Origin of the sequence: Paenibacillus xylanilyticus, from assembly GCF_009664365.1 — a bacterium.
Classification (GTDB): Bacteria; Bacillota; Bacilli; order Paenibacillales; family Paenibacillaceae; genus Paenibacillus; species Paenibacillus xylanilyticus_A.
Map to the genome: position 1 here is coordinate 5,488,639 of NZ_CP044310.1, position 17,125 is coordinate 5,505,763.

Sequence of the window (17,125 nt, forward strand, 5' to 3'; positions counted from 1 at the left end):
TGGGATATCTTTAAATTATAGTACAAATGCAATGTTTTTTCAGTTTTTTCGACATGATTTTCGGGTAAGTCTATAGCAATCTGGAATGTTTAACCAAACTTATCTTGAAGGAGATATCATTTATGCTGCGTGAAAGCAATTCCTCTTTGTTCAGAAATTCTCCGCGTTTACCTTGGCGCTCCCTATTTGTCTGGAGTGGGCTAGGCGTTTTGTTTAGTTCTGCTCTAGTCATTGTTTTGGCCATATTAGGTGCCTGGCTGGGGACTCATTTTATTATTCAATTAGATGATCGAATTCAACATTGGTTTTATCTCCATTCTGAATCTCGCCTTGCCCTTCTGCCTGTCATTACCTTCATTACTGCTATTGGTTCTTTCAAGATCTCGGCATTAGCCGCAGTCTGTGCAGCGGCCCTCTTCTTTATACACCGTAATTCACGATACTCCATCTATGGCTATGTAGTTCTGGGCAGCTTTGCAGTCATGTGGCTGCTTAACATAGGATTGAAGGAAATTTTCCGTCGAAGCCGGCCTGAACTTGATCATTTAATGGTGGTTCATGGATATAGTTTCCCCAGCGGTCATGCCATGATTTCCATGGGATTTTACGGCATGTTTTTTGTCATTTGGGCCATTGAACGACAAACGCAGTCTGCCTCCATTATGCTGCCTATTCTGTGCGGTGTAGGGTTTATCGGTCTCATCGGAATTAGCCGAATTATGCTCGGCGTGCACTATCCTACAGATGTATTTGCCGGATTCGTTGCCGGACTGGCCTGGCTTGTGTGCATGATTGGTGCAATCAAACGAATGATCTGAACTTCCTCCAAATTCCAGGATGCCCATATCTGCTTCAGTTGTTTCAGCTTGATGCACGACGTTTATATACGAAGTAAGCAAACGCGAACAGACAACATCCTGCATCAAGTGTAAAGGAGGCGGTTGTTATGTGGGGCATTATTCTCAGCATCATCTTGGCAGTTATCATTGGCCTCATCGGAGATGCACTTGCCGGTCACAATATGCCTGGAGGCGTCATTGGAGCCATGGTTGCCGGTTTTGTGGGAGCCTGGCTGGGTGCACTGCTGCTTGGTAATTGGGGACCCGTTATCGGTAATTTCGCCGTGATCCCTGCCATTATCGGTACAGCACTCTTTGTCTTTTTGCTGGGGCTTGTGTCCAGGCTGTTCAGACAGGCTGCCTGATCGGTCAACAAGGTGTTCGTTGTTTCGTAAACGTTTTTTAATTCAAAGAAGGAGTGATTAGACATGAATAAAGCAGAAGATCAATATCCTGTACAAAGCGGTTCGACTTTCGCAAAAGGCATTTTCATCGGTGGCTTGCTGGGAGCAGCAGCAGCATTGCTCTTCGCCCCTAAACCAGGACGCGAACTTCGCGGCGACCTTACCGAGAAGGTTGGTATGGTTACCGACCGCACCAAAGAAGTTGCTGCCGTTGTCAGTGACAAGGCTACCGAACTCGCTAAAACTGTTTCTACGAAAACTGCCGATATCGCAAAAACGGTGAACCAAGGCCGTAACGACGTCATGGAATCGGTAAGAAAAGCGTCCGCGGATGTAGCGGATGAAGCAACTAAAGCAACTAGCGAGGTTGCTTCCGCTTCTGAGGAAGCCAAGGAAGATGCACGAAAAGAGCTGAATTCGACCAGCCTGTAAGGGCTTGAGCGAATGGTCAATAGCCAGCTGAGTTTCAGCTGGCTATTTTTCATCCATTGTAATAGGAGGAGGACTCACATGAGCAAAGTCACATTAAACGGAAATACCCCCGTTACTGGAAGCAAACCATCGCAGCAGTATGATACGGCAGAGCATCCTTTTGAATTGCGCCACGAAGTCAAAAAGTTGAACACACGCCTGGATCAGCTTGCGGACAGTTTGGAAAAGGCACAGATCAAGGATATTATCGAGAATTACACCAGTCCCAAAAAACGGATCATCACCAATTTTACTGCAGGTATGGCGAGAGGACTTGGACTTACCCTCGGAACCTTTGTTGTCCTTGGTCTTTTAGGTCTTATACTCAGTCAATTTGTAAACATGCCGATTGTGGGGCAATACATTGCAGATCTGCTCGGATATATTGACGATTACAAAAGTTAGGCGAAGAGCCTTCATCCCTTCCGCACGGAATTGCCCCGTTTCCCGGGGTCATCAGCCGGTCGCTGCGTGGGTTTCAACTTCAACAGATCTCCGGTCCAGCCTTTCATCATCATCCATACATACATGCTAGCCATGCTGGCGAGGATGAGTGCGATGACCAATACAACCCCCCATGTCTTGTCTATCAAAGGCAGGTTCTCGAAGTTCATTCCCCAGATTGCACCGGCAGCCGTTGCGGGCGTACAGACTGAAGTAACGATGGTTAGTGTCTTCATAATCTCGTTACCACGCACACCGGAAGTCGCATTATCTATAGAAATGAGTGTATCGATTTCTTTTTCATAGTGCTGAAAAAGACGTTCCATCCGCTCAATCCGATGCTGCAGCTGCTTGAAGAAACGACTGTCCTCAATATCATCCAGATAGGCCTCCCGCGCTGCAGCCATTAATTCAGAATAAGGGATAAACAGGTTGCTCCAATACAAAAGCTCAAACCGAGCTTCGAGAATTTGGTCCATCAATGTCCGAGCATTACGCGATTCCATCTTCCGTTCCAGTTCACGCAAATGCATCTCGAACTGATCCATGCCCACATGATAATAATGCAATATGGCCCTGAACAGAACAAACATCCCATCACGGGCAGTGTCACACTGGTGCAGCATGGCCGAACGTTCTCCTGTATTCATAATACCTCTGGTGTTATCATCCAAATTGATCGTTACCAAACTTTTTTGGTCGACATAAAAAAACATCTGATTATCTTTGCGTGTACTATCTTTCTCATTTTTGACTGCATATAGAAGTGAACCAAATATAACCGGATCTGTCCCGTTCATATATCGTACAGACAGGTAATTGGAATGCACCTCTGGGATCTTGCGAAGAAAGTATTGCATCTCTGGAAACTCTTCAGTGAGACCCTCTATTACTTTGGCCATCTCCTCATCTTCTGGTGCAACCCAGTCCCACCAATCCCACTGCTCCGAAAATGATAATTTGTCACGCCTGGCTGCAAGCTTGACCCGATCCACCGTCACAACATCACTCCTGGATTCATAATATACAGCACATCCAAAACAAATTTCAAAAAAGGACACGTATGTATTCCAGTGGAATCACGTGTCCTTCTTAGGCCGTACTTAACAACATCAGCGATTTACATCTCATAACATTGAAGCATTAGACATGATCTGTTTCAGTTTTTCAGTAGCTCTCTTCTGAATTCGGGACACACTCATCTGGGATACACCCAATTTTTGAGCTATTGCCCGTTGAGACTGACCATCCTGGAAGGCCAAAATCAGCACCTTCTGCTCCTGTTCCTTCAACTGTCCCAATGCCTGCTGCAAGTCCATCCGTTTCTCCACCGAATCAAAGTCGTTTACGTCTGCACTGATGAGTTCACCAAGCGTTGCTGCACTTTCATCCTGAGATAGTGGAGAATCCAGTGAGACGTAGTGGTAACATTCCCGACCAGCTAATACTTCGATGGTTTCCTCTGGGGTCAGGTCAAGGTATTCAGCAATCTCATCCACACTTGGTGAGCGTTCAAACTTTACCGTCAATTCATCAATGGCATGCTGAACTAATGCGCCTTTTTCCTTGATGCGTCGAGGTACCTGAATATACCAGGATTTGTCCCGGAGGTAGTTTTTCATATGACCGATCATACTTTTCATGGCATAAGGTTCGAACGGAATGCCTAGGTTAATATCGTACTGCTGTAGAAGGCGAATCAGAGCCATTTGGCCAGTCTGATATAGATCTTCATACAGATCCGGACGATTCCGGGCAATCTTGCCTGCTGCCATCTTCACCATCGGTTCATATTTGCGGATAAGAACTGTTGCGATTTCGTTATCCTTGGTCTGCTGGTATTCCCAGATCAAACCTACGGATTCAGACATGGACTCTGGGGGAGTCACTTTTTCGTTCATACTTTCTCCTCACTTCTTGCAAGACGTTTTACGAGTACGACTTTCGTACCTTTGCCCGTCTCACTTTCAACACTGACATCATCCATCAGGGCCTGCATCAGATAGAATCCAAGTCCACCGATTTGGGCATCTGTCAGCTCAGTGTCATGAAGGCCTGCGCGTGATACTGCCGGGTTGACGTTTTCGAAGCTTGCACCCTCGTCCTTGACTGTAATAGCCAATGTTTCGTTGTCCACTTCAAAAACAACCTCAACCATACCGCCTTCGTGTGAGTAGGCATACAATACAGAGTTGTTACAAGCTTCGGATACAGCAACTTTCATGTCCTCAATGTCCTCATAAGAAAATCCCATTTTGGACGCTACACCATAAAGATTCAGTCTAACAATATCCACATAATCAGCTGTCGCCGGTAAGTTAAGGGTGACTCTTTGAACTTCTGCATTCATTCCTTTTTCGATCCTTTCCTATTGGGAATTCTTCTGTGAGACAAAGAATTTGGCAATACCCGTCATATCAAAAAGCTTCTGAATCTGCGCAGGAACTTCTTGTACTTCGAAGCGTGCTTCCATTCCATGTCGTGCCTTCAGAACAGATAGCAGGATTCCAATCCCTGTGCTATCAATATACTTCAGGTCCTTCATGTTAATAATTAAATCCTGCTCCTTGTTGTCCACAAGTGGCTCCATGACCAAACGAAATTCAGGAGCTACCGACAAATCCAGTTCGCCAGTAAGATATACCGTGCACACGCCGTTCTGTGTTTCGGTCTTTGCATTGAATTTTTCATTTTTATTTGTATTCATTAGACATCTCTCTCCTGATCAATGGTTTCCTTACCTAATAACCCAACTTGTGCCCAGATGAAACAAAATCATAATTAGCAATTATTTCAATTTGCTCGATTCATAGGTGAGGAGGATGATTTGAAGCCCTTTCGGTCTTCCTGAAATCGCGACAATTTTTGTTTCACACTGCCCATCTTAACGGGTTTACTGATGTAATCATCCATTCCGACAGCAAGACAGCGCTGCTGGATGCCCTCCATTACATTAGCAGTCATGGCCAGTACAACAGGCTGCTTTTCCTTCGGAAGACTTTCCCGAATTTTACGTGTGCATTCCAATCCGTCCATAACCGGCATTTGCAAATCCATAAATATATAATCATAGCCTGGGTTCTCTAGAACCATATCCAGCGCCTTCTGTCCATCTTCTGCGGTATCGGATGTGAAGCCCAGCTTGCTCAGCATAATCGCCATCAACTTTTGGTTAATGGGGTGATCATCGACAATCAATACGGAAGGTTGCATTTCATAACGTTCCACATTCTCCAGTTGTTCTTCTCCGTTCCCGATGATCAGTTCCGTCTCTACATAGCGCTGTACCTGAATGGTGAAGACAAAGGTAGCCCCACGCTTCTCGCTCGTATCCAGATGGATGCTGCCACCCATCATTTCCACTAACGTCCGGCAAATGGCAAGCCCCAAGCCCGTTCCACCATACTTGCGTGTCATCGATGTATCCAACTGAGAAAATGGCTGGAACAGGCGATCCACCTTATCTGAGGATATTCCTATACCTGTATCCTTTACTGCAAATTCCAAGGTCATTCTACCGTCTTTTTCTTCGTTAACAGATACGATCAGGTAGACCCCACCCTGGTCTGTAAACTTGATGGCATTGGCAATCAGATTCATCAGGACCTGACGCAGTCTGGCCATATCGCCATACACCAAGGCAGGAACGGAATCCTCGAGGAAATAGTCCAGCTCCAGATTCTTTTTACCGGCTTCCACAGCAAACAGGCCCAATACCTCTTTAATACATGTAACGAGTTCAAACGGATGCTCCTCCAGCTCCATTTTCCCGGATTCCATCTTCGTGAAATCAAGAATATCGTTAATAACCGTGACAAGTGCATCCGCGCTCTTTCGCACGATATCGATATATTCCTTCTGCTCATCCTTCAGTTCCGTCTCCATCAGCAAATCAACCATCCCGATAACACCATTCATCGGTGTGCGGATCTCATGACTCATCATCGCCAAAAATTCGGTTTTGGCATTGGCCGCGATTTCCGCTTCCTCTTTTGCCTGAATCAGCTGCTGATTCATTTTCTCGAGTTCCTGCGTTTTCTGATGAAGCAGCATGGTTTGGGTTTTCAGCCGTTTGTTCGTGATGAACATCTCGACAAAACCCTCAATTTTGGATTTGAGAATCTGGGGGATAAACGGCTTCACCATGTAATCGATGGCCCCTGCCGAATATCCGGCAAATAAATGTTCTGCTTCCCTGCTGTTGGCAGATATAAAGATAATGGGGACGTCCTTTGATTTGTCACGTGCTTTAATTAACTTCGCTGTCTCAATTCCGTCCATTCCAGGCATCTGCACATCAAGCACAATGACCGCAAATTCGTCTTTAAGCAAGCATCGAAGTGCCTCTTCTCCAGAAGTTGCCTTGACGAGTTTATACTGTTCCGATTCCAAAACTGCTTCTAGAGCAAGCAGATTCTCGGGGCGGTCATCTACCAATAATATGTGGATTGGTTCATTGAGCCCCATGGCTAACCCTAACCCCCTATTTGATCTTCCGGTATATTTTTTCCGTCCGGTCTAACGGCTCGTAAGCATCGCTGAATTCTGTGAAATGGATCGATTCCTTGGATCCCAGAACAAGAATGCCAAAATGGCTCAAGCTCTCATGAAATAGCCCATGCACATGATTCCTTAATTCATCATTGAAATAAATCATGACGTTGCGGCAAAAGATAACGTTAAATTCGTTAAATGACCGGTCTGTTGCCAGATTATGCTCTGCAAAAATAATGTTTTTTCGCAGATAAGGATGAAACATAACGGAGTTATACTTCGCTGTATAGTATTCGGAGAAGGCTCTCGTACCCCCTGCCTCCAAATAGTTTGTTGTGTATAATTTCATCTTTTCAATTCCGTATACGCCTTCCTTGGCCTGCTGCAGTGAGCGATCATTCATATCAGTGGCATAGATGCGTGCCTTGTCATACAAACCTTCCTCATGCAGCATAATCGCCATGGAATACACTTCTTCACCCGTGGAGCAGCCTGCGTGCCAAATCCGAATATAAGGATATGTCCTTAACACAGGTATGATCTTTTCACGGAATGTCCGGAAGAGCGCAGGATCACGAAACATTTCGGTCACCGGAATGGACAGATTCTGGACAAAACGTTCGAATGCTGAACGTTCATGCAGAACCTTTTCCTGAAGTCCGGATATCGTTTTAAGACCTTCCGAATGTGCGTAGTGCCAAATTCTTCTTCTCAAAGATGGCAATGCGTAATTTCTAAAGTCATATCCATATAGACGGTGCATACCTTCCAATAACAACTCAATCTCAATCAATTCGCGTTCTTCATCTTGCGGCATGCGGACCGATTGTTCATCAGCCTCGGTAGGTTCCCACGGTGTCATAGATTCTCTCCACTTCTTCATTTGTTACTTGCGTAATCGTTGTATTGTTGTTCATTACCCAAACTATCGGGTTACGAATACAACCACACGCGCATTAATGATAACAATTGATCTGTTTGAATCGGTTTCTTCACATAATCGGATGCACCAGCTTCAATACACTTGCCACGATCATCTTTCATGGCTTTGGCTGTCAGTGCAATAATTGGTAATTTCTCGAATCTCGGAATCTGCCGAATACGTGTCATCGCTTCGTATCCATCCATTTCCGGCATCATCATATCCATTAACACCAGGTCGATATCCGGATTCTTATCCAAAATCTCAAGAGCTTCCCGCCCGTTTTCAGCAAACGTAACATCCATTCGATAGCCTTCAAGCACACTCGAAAGGGCAAATACATTTCGAATATCATCATCCACGAGCAGTATTTTCTTACCTTCAAACAAGGTTTCCTTGTTATGCAGTTTCTGCAGAATTCGGCGCTTGTCCTCCGGCAGATTGGCTTCTACCCGGTGAAGGAACAAGGTTGTCTCATCCAGCAGACGTTCTGGTGATTTCACGTCTTTGATAATGATGGACTCCGCATATTTGCGCAGCTTCATTTCTTCTTTGCTATCCAGCTCTTTGCCTGTGTAAATGATAATCGGCAGGTCATTCAGATATTCATCATCCCTGATCTGGTCAAGCAGCTCGAATCCGGTCATGTCCGTCAACATTAGATCCAGCACCATACAATCGTACCGCTGGCTATGGAGCTCGGTTAAAGCCTCGCTGCCTGTAGACACTGCCGTTATGGCAACATCATCATGTCCGATGAGTTCAATGATTGCTTTGCGCTGTACTTCGTCATCTTCCACAATAAGCAAATGTTTCAACTGGTTCTCTGTATAGGATTCGATATGCGAGAAGGCTTTATCCAGAGAATCCTTACTGGATGGTTTTTTCAGGTAGGCAATGGCCCCCATCATCAATCCCTGCTTCATATCATCAATTACGGAAATAACATGAACCGGTATATGGCGTGTTGCCGAGCTGCTCTTCAGTTCGCCCAGAATCGCCCAACCATCCATGACCGGAAGCTGAATGTCGAGAATAATCGCATCTGGCAAATATTGACGAGCCATTTCGAGCCCTTTGTCTCCTTGAGTTGCCACAATTGCCTTAAATCCTCTTCCTCTCGCCATATCCATCAAAATATGAGCAAAATTCACGTCATCCTCAATAATAAGCAGAATTTTGTCACCCTCCACCAGATTGTCCTGATCGTCATCCATCTGAACGGATACAGCCGTGTCGTTTGCTGGCATATTCATTAGAGAAATACTGTCAGGTTCTGGTGCAATGACTGTTTGTCTGCTTGAACGTATTGTCCCGGATTGGTTTGCAGACGAATCATACTCGGCAGATGCAGCCGCCAGGGAAGCACCTTCCTCTTCCGGAGCTGCTTCTTCATGATTGTCCGGAAGGTATAACGTAAACGAACTGCCCACACCTTCAGAGGACTCGACCTGGATCGCTCCGCCAAGCAGACGAGCAAGTTCACGGCTGATGGATAGGCCCAGTCCGGTTCCGCCGTATTTGCGGCTGGTTGTTCCATCGACTTGCTGGAAGGCTTCAAAGATCAGATCTGTTTTGTCTGAAGGGATTCCAATTCCTGTATCCTTCACAGTAAATCCGATATATTCCTGATTGGTGTTCAGATACCCCGGAAGTTCTTCAGGCTTCATCTTCCGTCCAATAATGCTCACGGATCCCCGGTTGGTAAATTTGAAGGCATTGGATAACAAGTTGCGTAAAATTTGCTTCACACGATGGCCGTCAGTATACACCCATTCCGGTAGATTACTTTCAAATTCAATGTTGAGATCCAATTCTTTTTTATTGGCCATAGGCCCAAAGTTTTGTTTCACAAAAGCGGTCAACTCATCCATTCGAACCGTCTCATAATTGATATCCATTTTCCCTGCGTCTACCTTGGACAGGTCCAAAATTTCATCAATCATTTTAAGCAGATCCGCACCGGACATATAGATCGTTTGAGCATATTCCTGCTGTTTGCTGCTCAGATTGCCTTCCTTGTTTTCAGACAGTAATTGAGACAGGATCAGCAAACTGTTCAGCGGTGTCCGAAGTTCATGCGACATATTGGCCAGGAATTCGGATTTGTATTTGCTTGTCATCGACAGCTGCATGGCTTGCTGTTCCAACTGCGTTTTCGTTTTCTCAATCTCGTCATTTTTCTCTTCGACTTCACGAACCTGCTCTTCAAGTGCACGCGTCTTGGCAATCAATTCGGTATTAAAGTGCTCCAGCTCTTCCTGCTGACGCTGCAGCAGTTCTTCGGAACGTTTGAGGGCATCTGTCTGTTCTTCCAAATTTTCATTGGAACGACGCAGTTCTTCCTGCTGTGTCTGCAGCTCCTCGGACTGAACCTGAAGTTCCTCTGTAAGAGCCTGGGATTCACGCAGCAGCTCCTCCACACGCAGGCGGCGGCGCACGTTATTAAGAATGACACCCAGATTCATAATGAGCTGAGAGAATAACTGCTTATGCAGATCATTAAAACCTTCAAAAGAAGCCAATTCCACAACACCAATGAGTTCATCTTCAAAGACGACAGGGAAGATCATAATGCTGGTTGCGCGGGTAGAACCCGATGCTGAACCAAGCTTAATGTAATCTCCAGGCGTATTTTCAAGAATAATCGGTTTCATATCCAGTGCTGCCTGACCAATTAATCCTTCGCCAACCCGATATACTTCCTTGCCAATGTCTTCGTTCTCCTCGAAAGCGTATGCCCCGTATCGTCTCAACTCATCGGGATGCTTCTCTTCATCAATCAGATAAACCACGCCGAGCTGTGCTCCAAGGACCGGAGTAAACTCACTGATAAACATTTGCGAGATCTGGCGAATGGAACCAACACCACGCAGCAATTCAGGCACTCTGGCTATGTTGGAGCTCATCCAGTTCTGATCCTGCTGTGCCTGCATGTAAGCTTTCTCGACTTCCTGTTTTTCTTCCAGGTCTGCTGATACCTCTTTGAATACATTCGCAATCTGCCCAATTTCGTCTGTAGACTTGACCTGAATGCGTCTGATGGTACGATATCGGCCTTTACCGAAACTTGTAATCATCATCGAGACTGTATTCAGCCCTCGTGTAATACTTGGGAGTACCCACAAAATCACACCAAGTGCCAGCAGCAAGCCACCAACCATAATGCCTACGGTAATCTGAACGGCACGGTTATACTCCTCGTTCGCCTGCCTGATTTCGGCATCAATCTCTTGGTCCTGAAAACGGGAGAGCGCGTTTAGACTATCTACAGCTTCCTTCTGCACGGCAAGGCCCGTTGAATTGCGGTAGTTGTTCCCATCTTCCGCACGTCCCTGAGCCATCAAGCTAATCTGTCTAGTCGCGTATGAATTATATGATTCCCAGGCAGCATCTACACGGTCGACCAGCTGATGCTCGCCTGCACTATCTGCCCGTTCACGAACTTCCTTGAGGAAACCTTCTCCTCGCTCCTGCATTTCCTTAAGGTCATTTTCTGCAGCATTCGTTGAGTTATTTGGGTTAAGCAGTAAGTTAGCCAGCACTTTCGCTATATCGTTAACTTCTCCGCGTACAGACGAAGTATATCTAACCTTTAAGTACCGCTCCTGATACATCTGATCAACCTGTTGATTGCTGCTATTCAGCCGTTCATAGCTCACAAATGTAAGTACAATCAAGATGGCCATGAGAGCGGTAAAACCAATCAGCAGCTTATTTCTGATCTTCATTCCGTTTCCGCCCCTTTATTTAACGTAATCCACACCAGGCATTTATCATCATCTCGCTCTTGGGGAATCTCGTCATCAAAGAACACAGCCTGCATGTGAGCTTCATTCCATTGATGTGAGCCCTTCAGCTGCTCTTTCAGGAATTCCAGTTGCTCCTCCTGATCCCCTTGAACGGCCTCCAGCAGTCCATCGGTATAAAGCGCAATATGTCCGTCACCCTCGTAGTGGATGGTCTGTGGTTCAATATCCATCTTATCGAACAAACCTACCGGACAGCATACGGCATCAAAAGTCGCTACACGTCCATCTTCCTGGAAAAACAATGCTGGCGGATGCCCTGCGTTGACATAGTCAATACGCTTCATTCGGGTATCTACAACCAGATATATAGCTGTGAAGTAGTACTGTACTAATTGCTTTTCCAGATGCAGCTGATTAAAGCGACGATTCAGCTCCTGAATCACCTTCTCGGGGTCTACGTAGGTCGTAACCGTATCCTTCAATACCGAAGCGATAAACATGGTAAACAAAGAAGAAGAAATACCATGCCCCATCATATCCAGCAGCAATACACCATATCGTCCTTCACCCAGCGGGTACCAGGAATACAGATCTCCTGCCAGTTCAAAAGAGGGTTTATAGATGGCATTCACATGGAATAACGGATCCTCAATTGCCGGACTTAACACCGCATTCTGCACCATGGCAGCCAGCTTAAGCTCATCCTGAATGCGCTGATCACGTTCCTTATGCCAGTCCTTCTCCTGCTTCAAACGGAGAGCAAGCCGAATTCGGGCCATTAGTTCCACCTTGTTAATCGGTTTGGTTACATAATCTGACGCTCCTGCATCCAATGCTTCGGCAAGTTTCTTGGAGTCGCCGATTGCTGTAACCATGATAATAGGAATATCCTTAAGATTTTCGAATTTTTGAACAACACCGCAAGCTTCAATTCCATCCATTTCAGGCATCATCATATCTAGCAGAATCAGGTCAATATCCGACGGTCTGGGACGAAGTTCGTTGTTTTCCTCCCCGATTCCCAAAACTTCAAACATTTCCATGGCCGAACTCGCGGTTATAATGTCACGATAGTTCTCTTTTTTCAGAATCTCTCGAATAATAATGACATTCGTCGGATTGTCGTCAACAATAAGTATTTTCATTTCTATCTCCCTTATCTGTGGCGTTCCGTTCCGGGTTTGTCGATTTTTATCAAGTCGTGTAACAACCCAAAATATACATTTTTCGCGATCAATACAGCGGTAGACATAATATTTCCTACTATAACTATAATCGTAAAAGCAAAAAACTTCTATCAGTAAATGGCACCACCACAGGAAAAAACACCTGTTTGCTGCCCTGTTTTTGCCGCGTTCTGATCCCGCTTCCAAACTCGCAAAAACATAGATAAGGAATGGGGATATCCCCATTCCTTATCTATGTTTTTGAATCTAAAGCTCGTCCTATTCAGGATGCTTCAGTTACCATTTGAACCATTTAATCCTTTTTCTTGGCAATAACAAGCACTTTGCCTTTATCGAGTTCACTCTCGTAAAAGTCTGCCTCAGCTTCTGTAAAGCCCATGGATACTATTTTGGCCCGGAGTTCATCACCACGTGATCGGAACAAATTCGCCATGGAGTCAAATACGCCTTCTTCCTTGATGCCTATTTCCTTGGCATCCGCTGTATCGGCAATTCGATCCGTACGATCCTTCTCGTGTGCCAGAACGAAGATGTGATCAGCAAGGTAACCGGTATTCTGCAGCTCTTTCACTGCTTCTACCGCTTGAACTCCGTTTTCCACCACTTTTGCATAAGCTTGCGCATTGGTTGAATTCATCGTCTCCACTCTCCTCTGATAATCTTCTTTTCGAGCTACTTTTAATATATAACCTTGCTCTATTGGTTTGAAACGCTTCTTTAATAAGAAACCATTTCTCCTCTACTGGAGATGATCTTCAAACAGATCGACTCCATCAATCTGCCCGGTGCCGGGCTTGATATAAACCTTAATGGCTTGATTACCTCGCAGATACACTTCTCCATCTTCAGCCACCACATACGGTTCACCCAAAACCTGGCGAATGGATTCGACATTCATGTCAATCCACTGCTGGTTGAGTTTCAAGCGCTCCTCGGCTCCATCAATGTGAATATACTGAATCTCTCCGGTATCCTCACAGAGTCCAACCTTGACGTCATTAAACTCATATTCGGGACAACCCAGATATGGATCTGCCTTTTTGTGAAGGGGCTGACCCTTCTCCGATATAATATGACCTTTGCTGTCATCCAGGGAAATGCCATTCAGAGTCTGAAAATGCCGAACCGGTCCGGATCGATCAGCAGCCAGAGTAATCTCTGGCACTTCTTCTTCCACTACCGTCCATTGCATATCTTGAGCAGCAGGTACTGCCGCCGGTTGAACGGAAAAGGGAGAAATTACGCTAAACATAACAAGCAGTAGTTTCATCATGATTCTCACCCTTTCATCAAGTTCAGTTCATCACCGCTCTGAAAGACATTCAGGATTACACAGCGGTCATGGTCATGTTATTTACGCATACGTTGCCACACATTAGCCGCCAGATCGATATACTTTACCCAATTTTTCCCGCCCTTTGCAGTATCATTATATGTAGCCTGATAACTTTGAAGGGTCCGATCCGTAGGTGTTGCAGGCGTTGTCTGTACTTTGGCTACCTCTGCTCGTTTGTTTTGCGGGTCTTGATTGTTGCGTTTCGTTTGAAATTTGGCGATCATCGTCGTGGATACCTGTTTGGCGGCCTCGGTCACCTCATTCAAAACCTCTCCCAGATTTTGTACCGATTCCATTACCGGATCAATTTGTTTCATCTTGTGCTGTACATCAGCCGTAATATCGTTGGCATGTCTTACCGTCTGCTTCACTTCATAACTCAGTTCATCAATCGTTTTCTGAACCTCCTGAAGTGTCTTGGACACGTTGTCCAGTGAGCCCTGGGCCGATTTCAGTGTACGAATCAAAAAGAAAACCAATACTGCAAAAGCCACCGCAATCAAGGCCACACTAATTTGATAGATCATAGAAGAACCTCGCTTTCTCATATACATCGTTTTGTTATTGCTATAGTTACCCGACCATTTCAGGCGCGAAACAAAATTAGAACGGACTTCATTCTCCCCTGTTTTTGGAAAACACACGGATGTTTCACTACAAAACCCCCAGGTTAAAGAACAACTACACACGGCAGCGGAATGAACATCGCTGACCCCATATTCTCAAACGAAAGGATGAATACTCATGTTGAAATGGTCTGTACTATTTCTAGTTATTGCTCTTGTAGCAGGGATTTTCGGATTCTTCGGTATTGTTGAGGCAGCTGCTTCGATTGCCAAAGTCCTCTTCTTCATCTTTGTTGTATTGTTCGTCATCTCCCTGATTACCGGACGCAGCCGAATGCGATGAATCCGGTTGCTCTGGATCATCTCTTCAACAGATTACATACAAAAGCCTAGCGTGCTTGCAAAAGCCGTTAGGCTTTTGTTATGTGTCTGTCATTTTTGAATCGATTGTCCCAGGGCATAAGGTCCCCCCATCTAATTATTATGTATTACACTCCTTTCTTCCCTATTCCATTCGCACTTCTCTTTAAACCGGATTTTTAACCACAAACAGGACTTTTTTACATAGCCATCCCGGTTTTCTCCCACTGTGGTCTGATATTTACAAGCTTCCCATATACCCACAATTGCTCCAGTTGACTCTGGAGAATAAAAGAAAATATTGTTAAAATGTTGATTCACAAGTGAGGTCGCTTGGTTACTTTTAACACAGAACAACAAATTACATACCTAATCCGAGGAGGAAAAAACAATGAAAAAAATCGTAAGTTTTGCCGCTGCTTTGACTTTGATGGGTTCGATGGCTGCTGCTGCCGGCGCTGAGGAAGCGGTTACTGGAACTGTAACTCCGGAGACAGGAACTCAGGCAACAACTGTGGAAACAACACCTGCTGTTGAAGTAAACAAACCGGTTGTAGAAACCGTAGAAGGTACAACAGAAACGGTTACTGGCGCAACATATGGCACGGATGATGACAAAATCTTCGACGAGCCTGTTGTTAAACCAGGTGATGAGGTTCTTGTACCTACCATGCTGCTTAACCTTCTGGAGCGCACTTGGTTCTACGATGCACCTAACGGTAAACCAATCGGTGCACTCAGTGCCCAAGTAATCGATACAACTGGTGAAGTTGTAGACGGTTTCGATGGTGGCGAATGGGTTCAAGTGTACACTTGGAAAGGCAAAGCGTGGATCCACGTTGCCATTAAATAGTATCGTATAATCGTTCTGAACATAAGTAAAGAGGACAGCGCTCATAGCGTCTGTCCTCTTTTTTTAACCAAAAATATTTAGCTCAGATCACTCATGTAGGTTCTGCCATGTCTTCCATTCTCGGCTCAACATGCACGTGAACATGCATTATATTGTGTGAACGCTTCAGCCGTTCCTCCACTTGATCACAGATCCGATGACCTTCAATTAAACTAAGCCCGCCATCCACTTCAATGACCACATCCACAAGCACATGACTCCCATGGACACGTGCCTTGACGTCCTTAATCATCTCTACCCCAGGAACCCGTGCTACAGATGACCTAAGATCCGTTAACTGATCTTGATCGAATCCATCCGTTAAGCGATGCGTGGAATCCCGGAAGATTTCCCAAGCGGTTTTGCAGATCAGAAGTCCTACAGCAATTGCGGCTACCTTGTCCAACCACGGTAAACCAAATTGGGCCCCCACAATGCCGACTGCCGCTCCGATACTCACCCAGGCATCTGACCGATTATCCTTGGCCGCGGCCATAAGCGCCTGATTGTTAATCTGCAGTGCCAAGCGATGATTATAGCGGTACACCCCCAGCATAACCACCGCACAGATTACTGCAACGGCAGCAGACCATAAGTTTGGTGCTGCAAAGTCCCCAACATACCATGAACGTACTGCTTCAACCAAAACCTGAAGTCCAACCATGGCCATAATAAAGGATGCAATTAAAGCAGCAACGGTCTCTGCTCTGAAATGCCCATAAGCATGGTCTGAGTCAGGCGGTTTCTGGGAAATCCGAAGTCCAATCAATACGGCAACCGAAGCAACAATATCCGTAAGGTTATTAAAACCATCTGCCAGCAATGCGCTGGAAGCGAATAAATATCCACAGATTAGCTTAAAGGCGGACAAGATCAGATAAGCTGCAATGCTGACCCAAGCCCCCCGCTCCCCTTTACGTATTTCTTCATAAGCGTTCAAACCGGGCGACACTCCTTTTACGTTTCGTATTACGGTTTTTACATGGTACCAAATGCCACCCTTGTGGGTCTATAGAAACAGTGTTGCCAGGTTGCATGGCTGTAGGGAAGCCGAAACAAAGTTGCCAAACCGCATGGCTGTAGCCTTAGAGAAAAAGTGTTGGCCTAGTCAAAAAGTGAAGGATCCCCGCTTATTATCAGGTTGCCCTTGTGGGGCTTTTGCAAAACGTATAAAATAGGTACATCCCGTCCAATTTGGACGGCTTACTGTAAGACCGGGAGGGAAACAATGATGAGCGAAAACACTGAACCGAAAAAAATCAGTTTGCAGGATGCGATACGCCAGAAACTGGCGCAGAAGAAACAACAGGCGAACTCTGGTAACCAATCCAGCGCCTACTTTGAAGGCGGACCAAAAGCGATGAAGAGCCAAAACAATAAAAAGCCTAACAATCAGCGCCGCCGTACAGGCGGATCCTAGAGAAATCTCGGATCTGCATGCAAGAAAAAGAACCGCAA

The 17,125-nt window shown here is 45.5% G+C and carries 19 protein-coding genes; 7 read left to right on the top strand and 12 right to left on the bottom strand.

What is annotated here, in order from left to right; translation table 11 throughout:
* The first annotated feature begins 122 nt into the window (after positions 1-122).
* The 4 genes from F4V51_RS24520 (at position 123) to F4V51_RS24535 (ending at position 2,119) form a co-directional block, all read left to right on the top strand.
* Complete coding sequence (locus tag F4V51_RS24520) at positions 123-818, top strand: phosphatase PAP2 family protein (protein ID WP_153979944.1); 696 nt, start codon at positions 123-125, stop codon at positions 816-818.
* Between the two features lie 128 nt (positions 819-946).
* The gene (locus F4V51_RS24525) at positions 947-1,204 is read left to right on the top strand and encodes a GlsB/YeaQ/YmgE family stress response membrane protein (RefSeq protein WP_153979945.1); all 258 of its coding nucleotides are present in this window, start codon (positions 947-949) and stop codon (positions 1,202-1,204) included.
* Positions 1,205-1,267: 63 nt separating this feature from the next.
* Positions 1,268-1,675, top strand: coding sequence for a YtxH domain-containing protein (locus tag F4V51_RS24530; RefSeq protein WP_153979946.1), 408 nt, complete (start codon positions 1,268-1,270; stop codon positions 1,673-1,675).
* A gap of 78 nt (positions 1,676-1,753) precedes the next feature.
* Complete coding sequence (locus tag F4V51_RS24535; RefSeq protein WP_095361788.1) at positions 1,754-2,119, top strand: DUF5665 domain-containing protein; 366 nt, start codon at positions 1,754-1,756, stop codon at positions 2,117-2,119.
* Between the two features lie 11 nt (positions 2,120-2,130).
* Here the strand turns inward: F4V51_RS24535 and F4V51_RS24540 are convergent, their stop codons facing one another.
* From F4V51_RS24540 to F4V51_RS24590, 11 genes are all read right to left on the bottom strand, one after another.
* Positions 2,131-3,159 carry a magnesium transporter CorA family protein gene (locus F4V51_RS24540; RefSeq protein ID WP_236146641.1) on the bottom strand — a complete coding sequence of 343 codons (1,029 nt, stop codon included), beginning with the start codon at positions 3,157-3,159 and terminating at the stop codon, positions 2,131-2,133.
* A gap of 126 nt (positions 3,160-3,285) precedes the next feature.
* Positions 3,286-4,059, bottom strand: coding sequence for a sigma-70 family RNA polymerase sigma factor (locus F4V51_RS24545; protein ID WP_095292462.1), 774 nt, complete (start codon positions 4,057-4,059; stop codon positions 3,286-3,288).
* Positions 4,056-4,508 (bottom strand): anti-sigma B factor RsbW, encoded by a 453-nt coding sequence (gene rsbW / locus F4V51_RS24550; protein WP_095361786.1) that lies wholly within the window; start codon positions 4,506-4,508, stop codon positions 4,056-4,058. The genes F4V51_RS24545 and rsbW overlap by 4 nt, the downstream gene beginning before the upstream one ends.
* Before the next feature lie 18 nt (positions 4,509-4,526).
* Entirely contained in the window at positions 4,527-4,865 is a 339-nt protein-coding gene (locus F4V51_RS24555; protein ID WP_095361785.1) for an STAS domain-containing protein, read from the bottom strand.
* Between the two features lie 86 nt (positions 4,866-4,951).
* Complete coding sequence (locus F4V51_RS24560; protein WP_153979947.1) at positions 4,952-6,625, bottom strand: response regulator; 1,674 nt, start codon at positions 6,623-6,625, stop codon at positions 4,952-4,954.
* A gap of 16 nt (positions 6,626-6,641) precedes the next feature.
* A complete protein-coding gene (locus tag F4V51_RS24565) occupies positions 6,642-7,514 on the bottom strand; it encodes a CheR family methyltransferase (RefSeq protein ID WP_127539871.1) in 873 nt (290 codons plus the stop codon).
* A 71-nt stretch (positions 7,515-7,585) separates the two neighbouring features.
* Positions 7,586-11,305, bottom strand: a complete 3,720-nt coding sequence (locus F4V51_RS24570; protein ID WP_153979948.1) for a response regulator — start codon at positions 11,303-11,305, stop codon at positions 7,586-7,588.
* Positions 11,302-12,471 carry a PP2C family protein-serine/threonine phosphatase gene (locus tag F4V51_RS24575; protein WP_153979949.1) on the bottom strand — a complete coding sequence of 390 codons (1,170 nt, stop codon included), beginning with the start codon at positions 12,469-12,471 and terminating at the stop codon, positions 11,302-11,304. The genes F4V51_RS24570 and F4V51_RS24575 overlap by 4 nt, the downstream gene beginning before the upstream one ends.
* Before the next feature lie 334 nt (positions 12,472-12,805).
* Positions 12,806-13,150, bottom strand: coding sequence for a YflT domain-containing protein (locus F4V51_RS24580; RefSeq protein WP_095292442.1), 345 nt, complete (start codon positions 13,148-13,150; stop codon positions 12,806-12,808).
* A 102-nt stretch (positions 13,151-13,252) separates the two neighbouring features.
* Positions 13,253-13,786 carry a hypothetical protein gene (locus tag F4V51_RS24585; protein ID WP_153979950.1) on the bottom strand — a complete coding sequence of 178 codons (534 nt, stop codon included), beginning with the start codon at positions 13,784-13,786 and terminating at the stop codon, positions 13,253-13,255.
* 77 nt (positions 13,787-13,863) lie between these two features.
* Positions 13,864-14,376: a DUF948 domain-containing protein gene (locus F4V51_RS24590; protein WP_153979951.1), complete on the bottom strand. Its 513-nt coding sequence runs from the start codon at positions 14,374-14,376 to the stop codon at positions 13,864-13,866.
* Between the two features lie 217 nt (positions 14,377-14,593).
* Here F4V51_RS24590 and F4V51_RS24595 point away from each other — a divergent pair, with 217 nt between their 5' ends.
* Complete coding sequence (locus F4V51_RS24595; protein ID WP_082704249.1) at positions 14,594-14,758, top strand: DUF1328 domain-containing protein; 165 nt, start codon at positions 14,594-14,596, stop codon at positions 14,756-14,758.
* 408 nt (positions 14,759-15,166) lie between these two features.
* Positions 15,167-15,628 carry a hypothetical protein gene (locus tag F4V51_RS24600; RefSeq protein ID WP_153979952.1) on the top strand — a complete coding sequence of 154 codons (462 nt, stop codon included), beginning with the start codon at positions 15,167-15,169 and terminating at the stop codon, positions 15,626-15,628.
* A gap of 91 nt (positions 15,629-15,719) precedes the next feature.
* On the opposite strand, the gene F4V51_RS24605 is transcribed toward F4V51_RS24600, so the two are convergent.
* Entirely contained in the window at positions 15,720-16,607 is an 888-nt protein-coding gene (locus tag F4V51_RS24605; protein ID WP_153979953.1) for a cation diffusion facilitator family transporter, read from the bottom strand.
* 291 nt (positions 16,608-16,898) lie between these two features.
* On the opposite strand from F4V51_RS24605, the gene F4V51_RS24610 reads away from it, so the two are divergent.
* Positions 16,899-17,087 carry a hypothetical protein gene (locus F4V51_RS24610; protein WP_095292429.1) on the top strand — a complete coding sequence of 63 codons (189 nt, stop codon included), beginning with the start codon at positions 16,899-16,901 and terminating at the stop codon, positions 17,085-17,087.
* Positions 17,088-17,125 lie beyond the last annotated feature (38 nt).

Coding starts and splice junctions, on each gene's coding strand:
- F4V51_RS24575 (WP_153979949.1), bottom strand. CDS start 12,471: ATGAAAATACTTATTGTTGACGACAATCCGACGAATGTCATTATTATT.
- F4V51_RS24600 (WP_153979952.1), top strand. CDS start 15,167: ATGAAAAAAATCGTAAGTTTTGCCGCTGCTTTGACTTTGATGGGTTCG.
- F4V51_RS24585 (WP_153979950.1), bottom strand. CDS start 13,786: ATGATGAAACTACTGCTTGTTATGTTTAGCGTAATTTCTCCCTTTTCC.
- F4V51_RS24570 (WP_153979948.1), bottom strand. CDS start 11,305: ATGAAGATCAGAAATAAGCTGCTGATTGGTTTTACCGCTCTCATGGCC.
- F4V51_RS24560 (WP_153979947.1), bottom strand. CDS start 6,625: ATGGGGCTCAATGAACCAATCCACATATTATTGGTAGATGACCGCCCC.
- F4V51_RS24545 (WP_095292462.1), bottom strand. CDS start 4,059: ATGAACGAAAAAGTGACTCCCCCAGAGTCCATGTCTGAATCCGTAGGT.
- F4V51_RS24535 (WP_095361788.1), top strand. CDS start 1,754: ATGAGCAAAGTCACATTAAACGGAAATACCCCCGTTACTGGAAGCAAA.
- F4V51_RS24565 (WP_127539871.1), bottom strand. CDS start 7,514: ATGACACCGTGGGAACCTACCGAGGCTGATGAACAATCGGTCCGCATG.
- F4V51_RS24595 (WP_082704249.1), top strand. CDS start 14,594: ATGTTGAAATGGTCTGTACTATTTCTAGTTATTGCTCTTGTAGCAGGG.
- F4V51_RS24590 (WP_153979951.1), bottom strand. CDS start 14,376: ATGATCTATCAAATTAGTGTGGCCTTGATTGCGGTGGCTTTTGCAGTA.
- F4V51_RS24530 (WP_153979946.1), top strand. CDS start 1,268: ATGAATAAAGCAGAAGATCAATATCCTGTACAAAGCGGTTCGACTTTC.
- F4V51_RS24555 (WP_095361785.1), bottom strand. CDS start 4,865: ATGAATACAAATAAAAATGAAAAATTCAATGCAAAGACCGAAACACAG.
- F4V51_RS24520 (WP_153979944.1), top strand. CDS start 123: ATGCTGCGTGAAAGCAATTCCTCTTTGTTCAGAAATTCTCCGCGTTTA.
- rsbW (WP_095361786.1), bottom strand. CDS start 4,508: ATGAATGCAGAAGTTCAAAGAGTCACCCTTAACTTACCGGCGACAGCT.
- F4V51_RS24580 (WP_095292442.1), bottom strand. CDS start 13,150: ATGAATTCAACCAATGCGCAAGCTTATGCAAAAGTGGTGGAAAACGGA.
- F4V51_RS24610 (WP_095292429.1), top strand. CDS start 16,899: ATGAGCGAAAACACTGAACCGAAAAAAATCAGTTTGCAGGATGCGATA.
- F4V51_RS24525 (WP_153979945.1), top strand. CDS start 947: ATGTGGGGCATTATTCTCAGCATCATCTTGGCAGTTATCATTGGCCTC.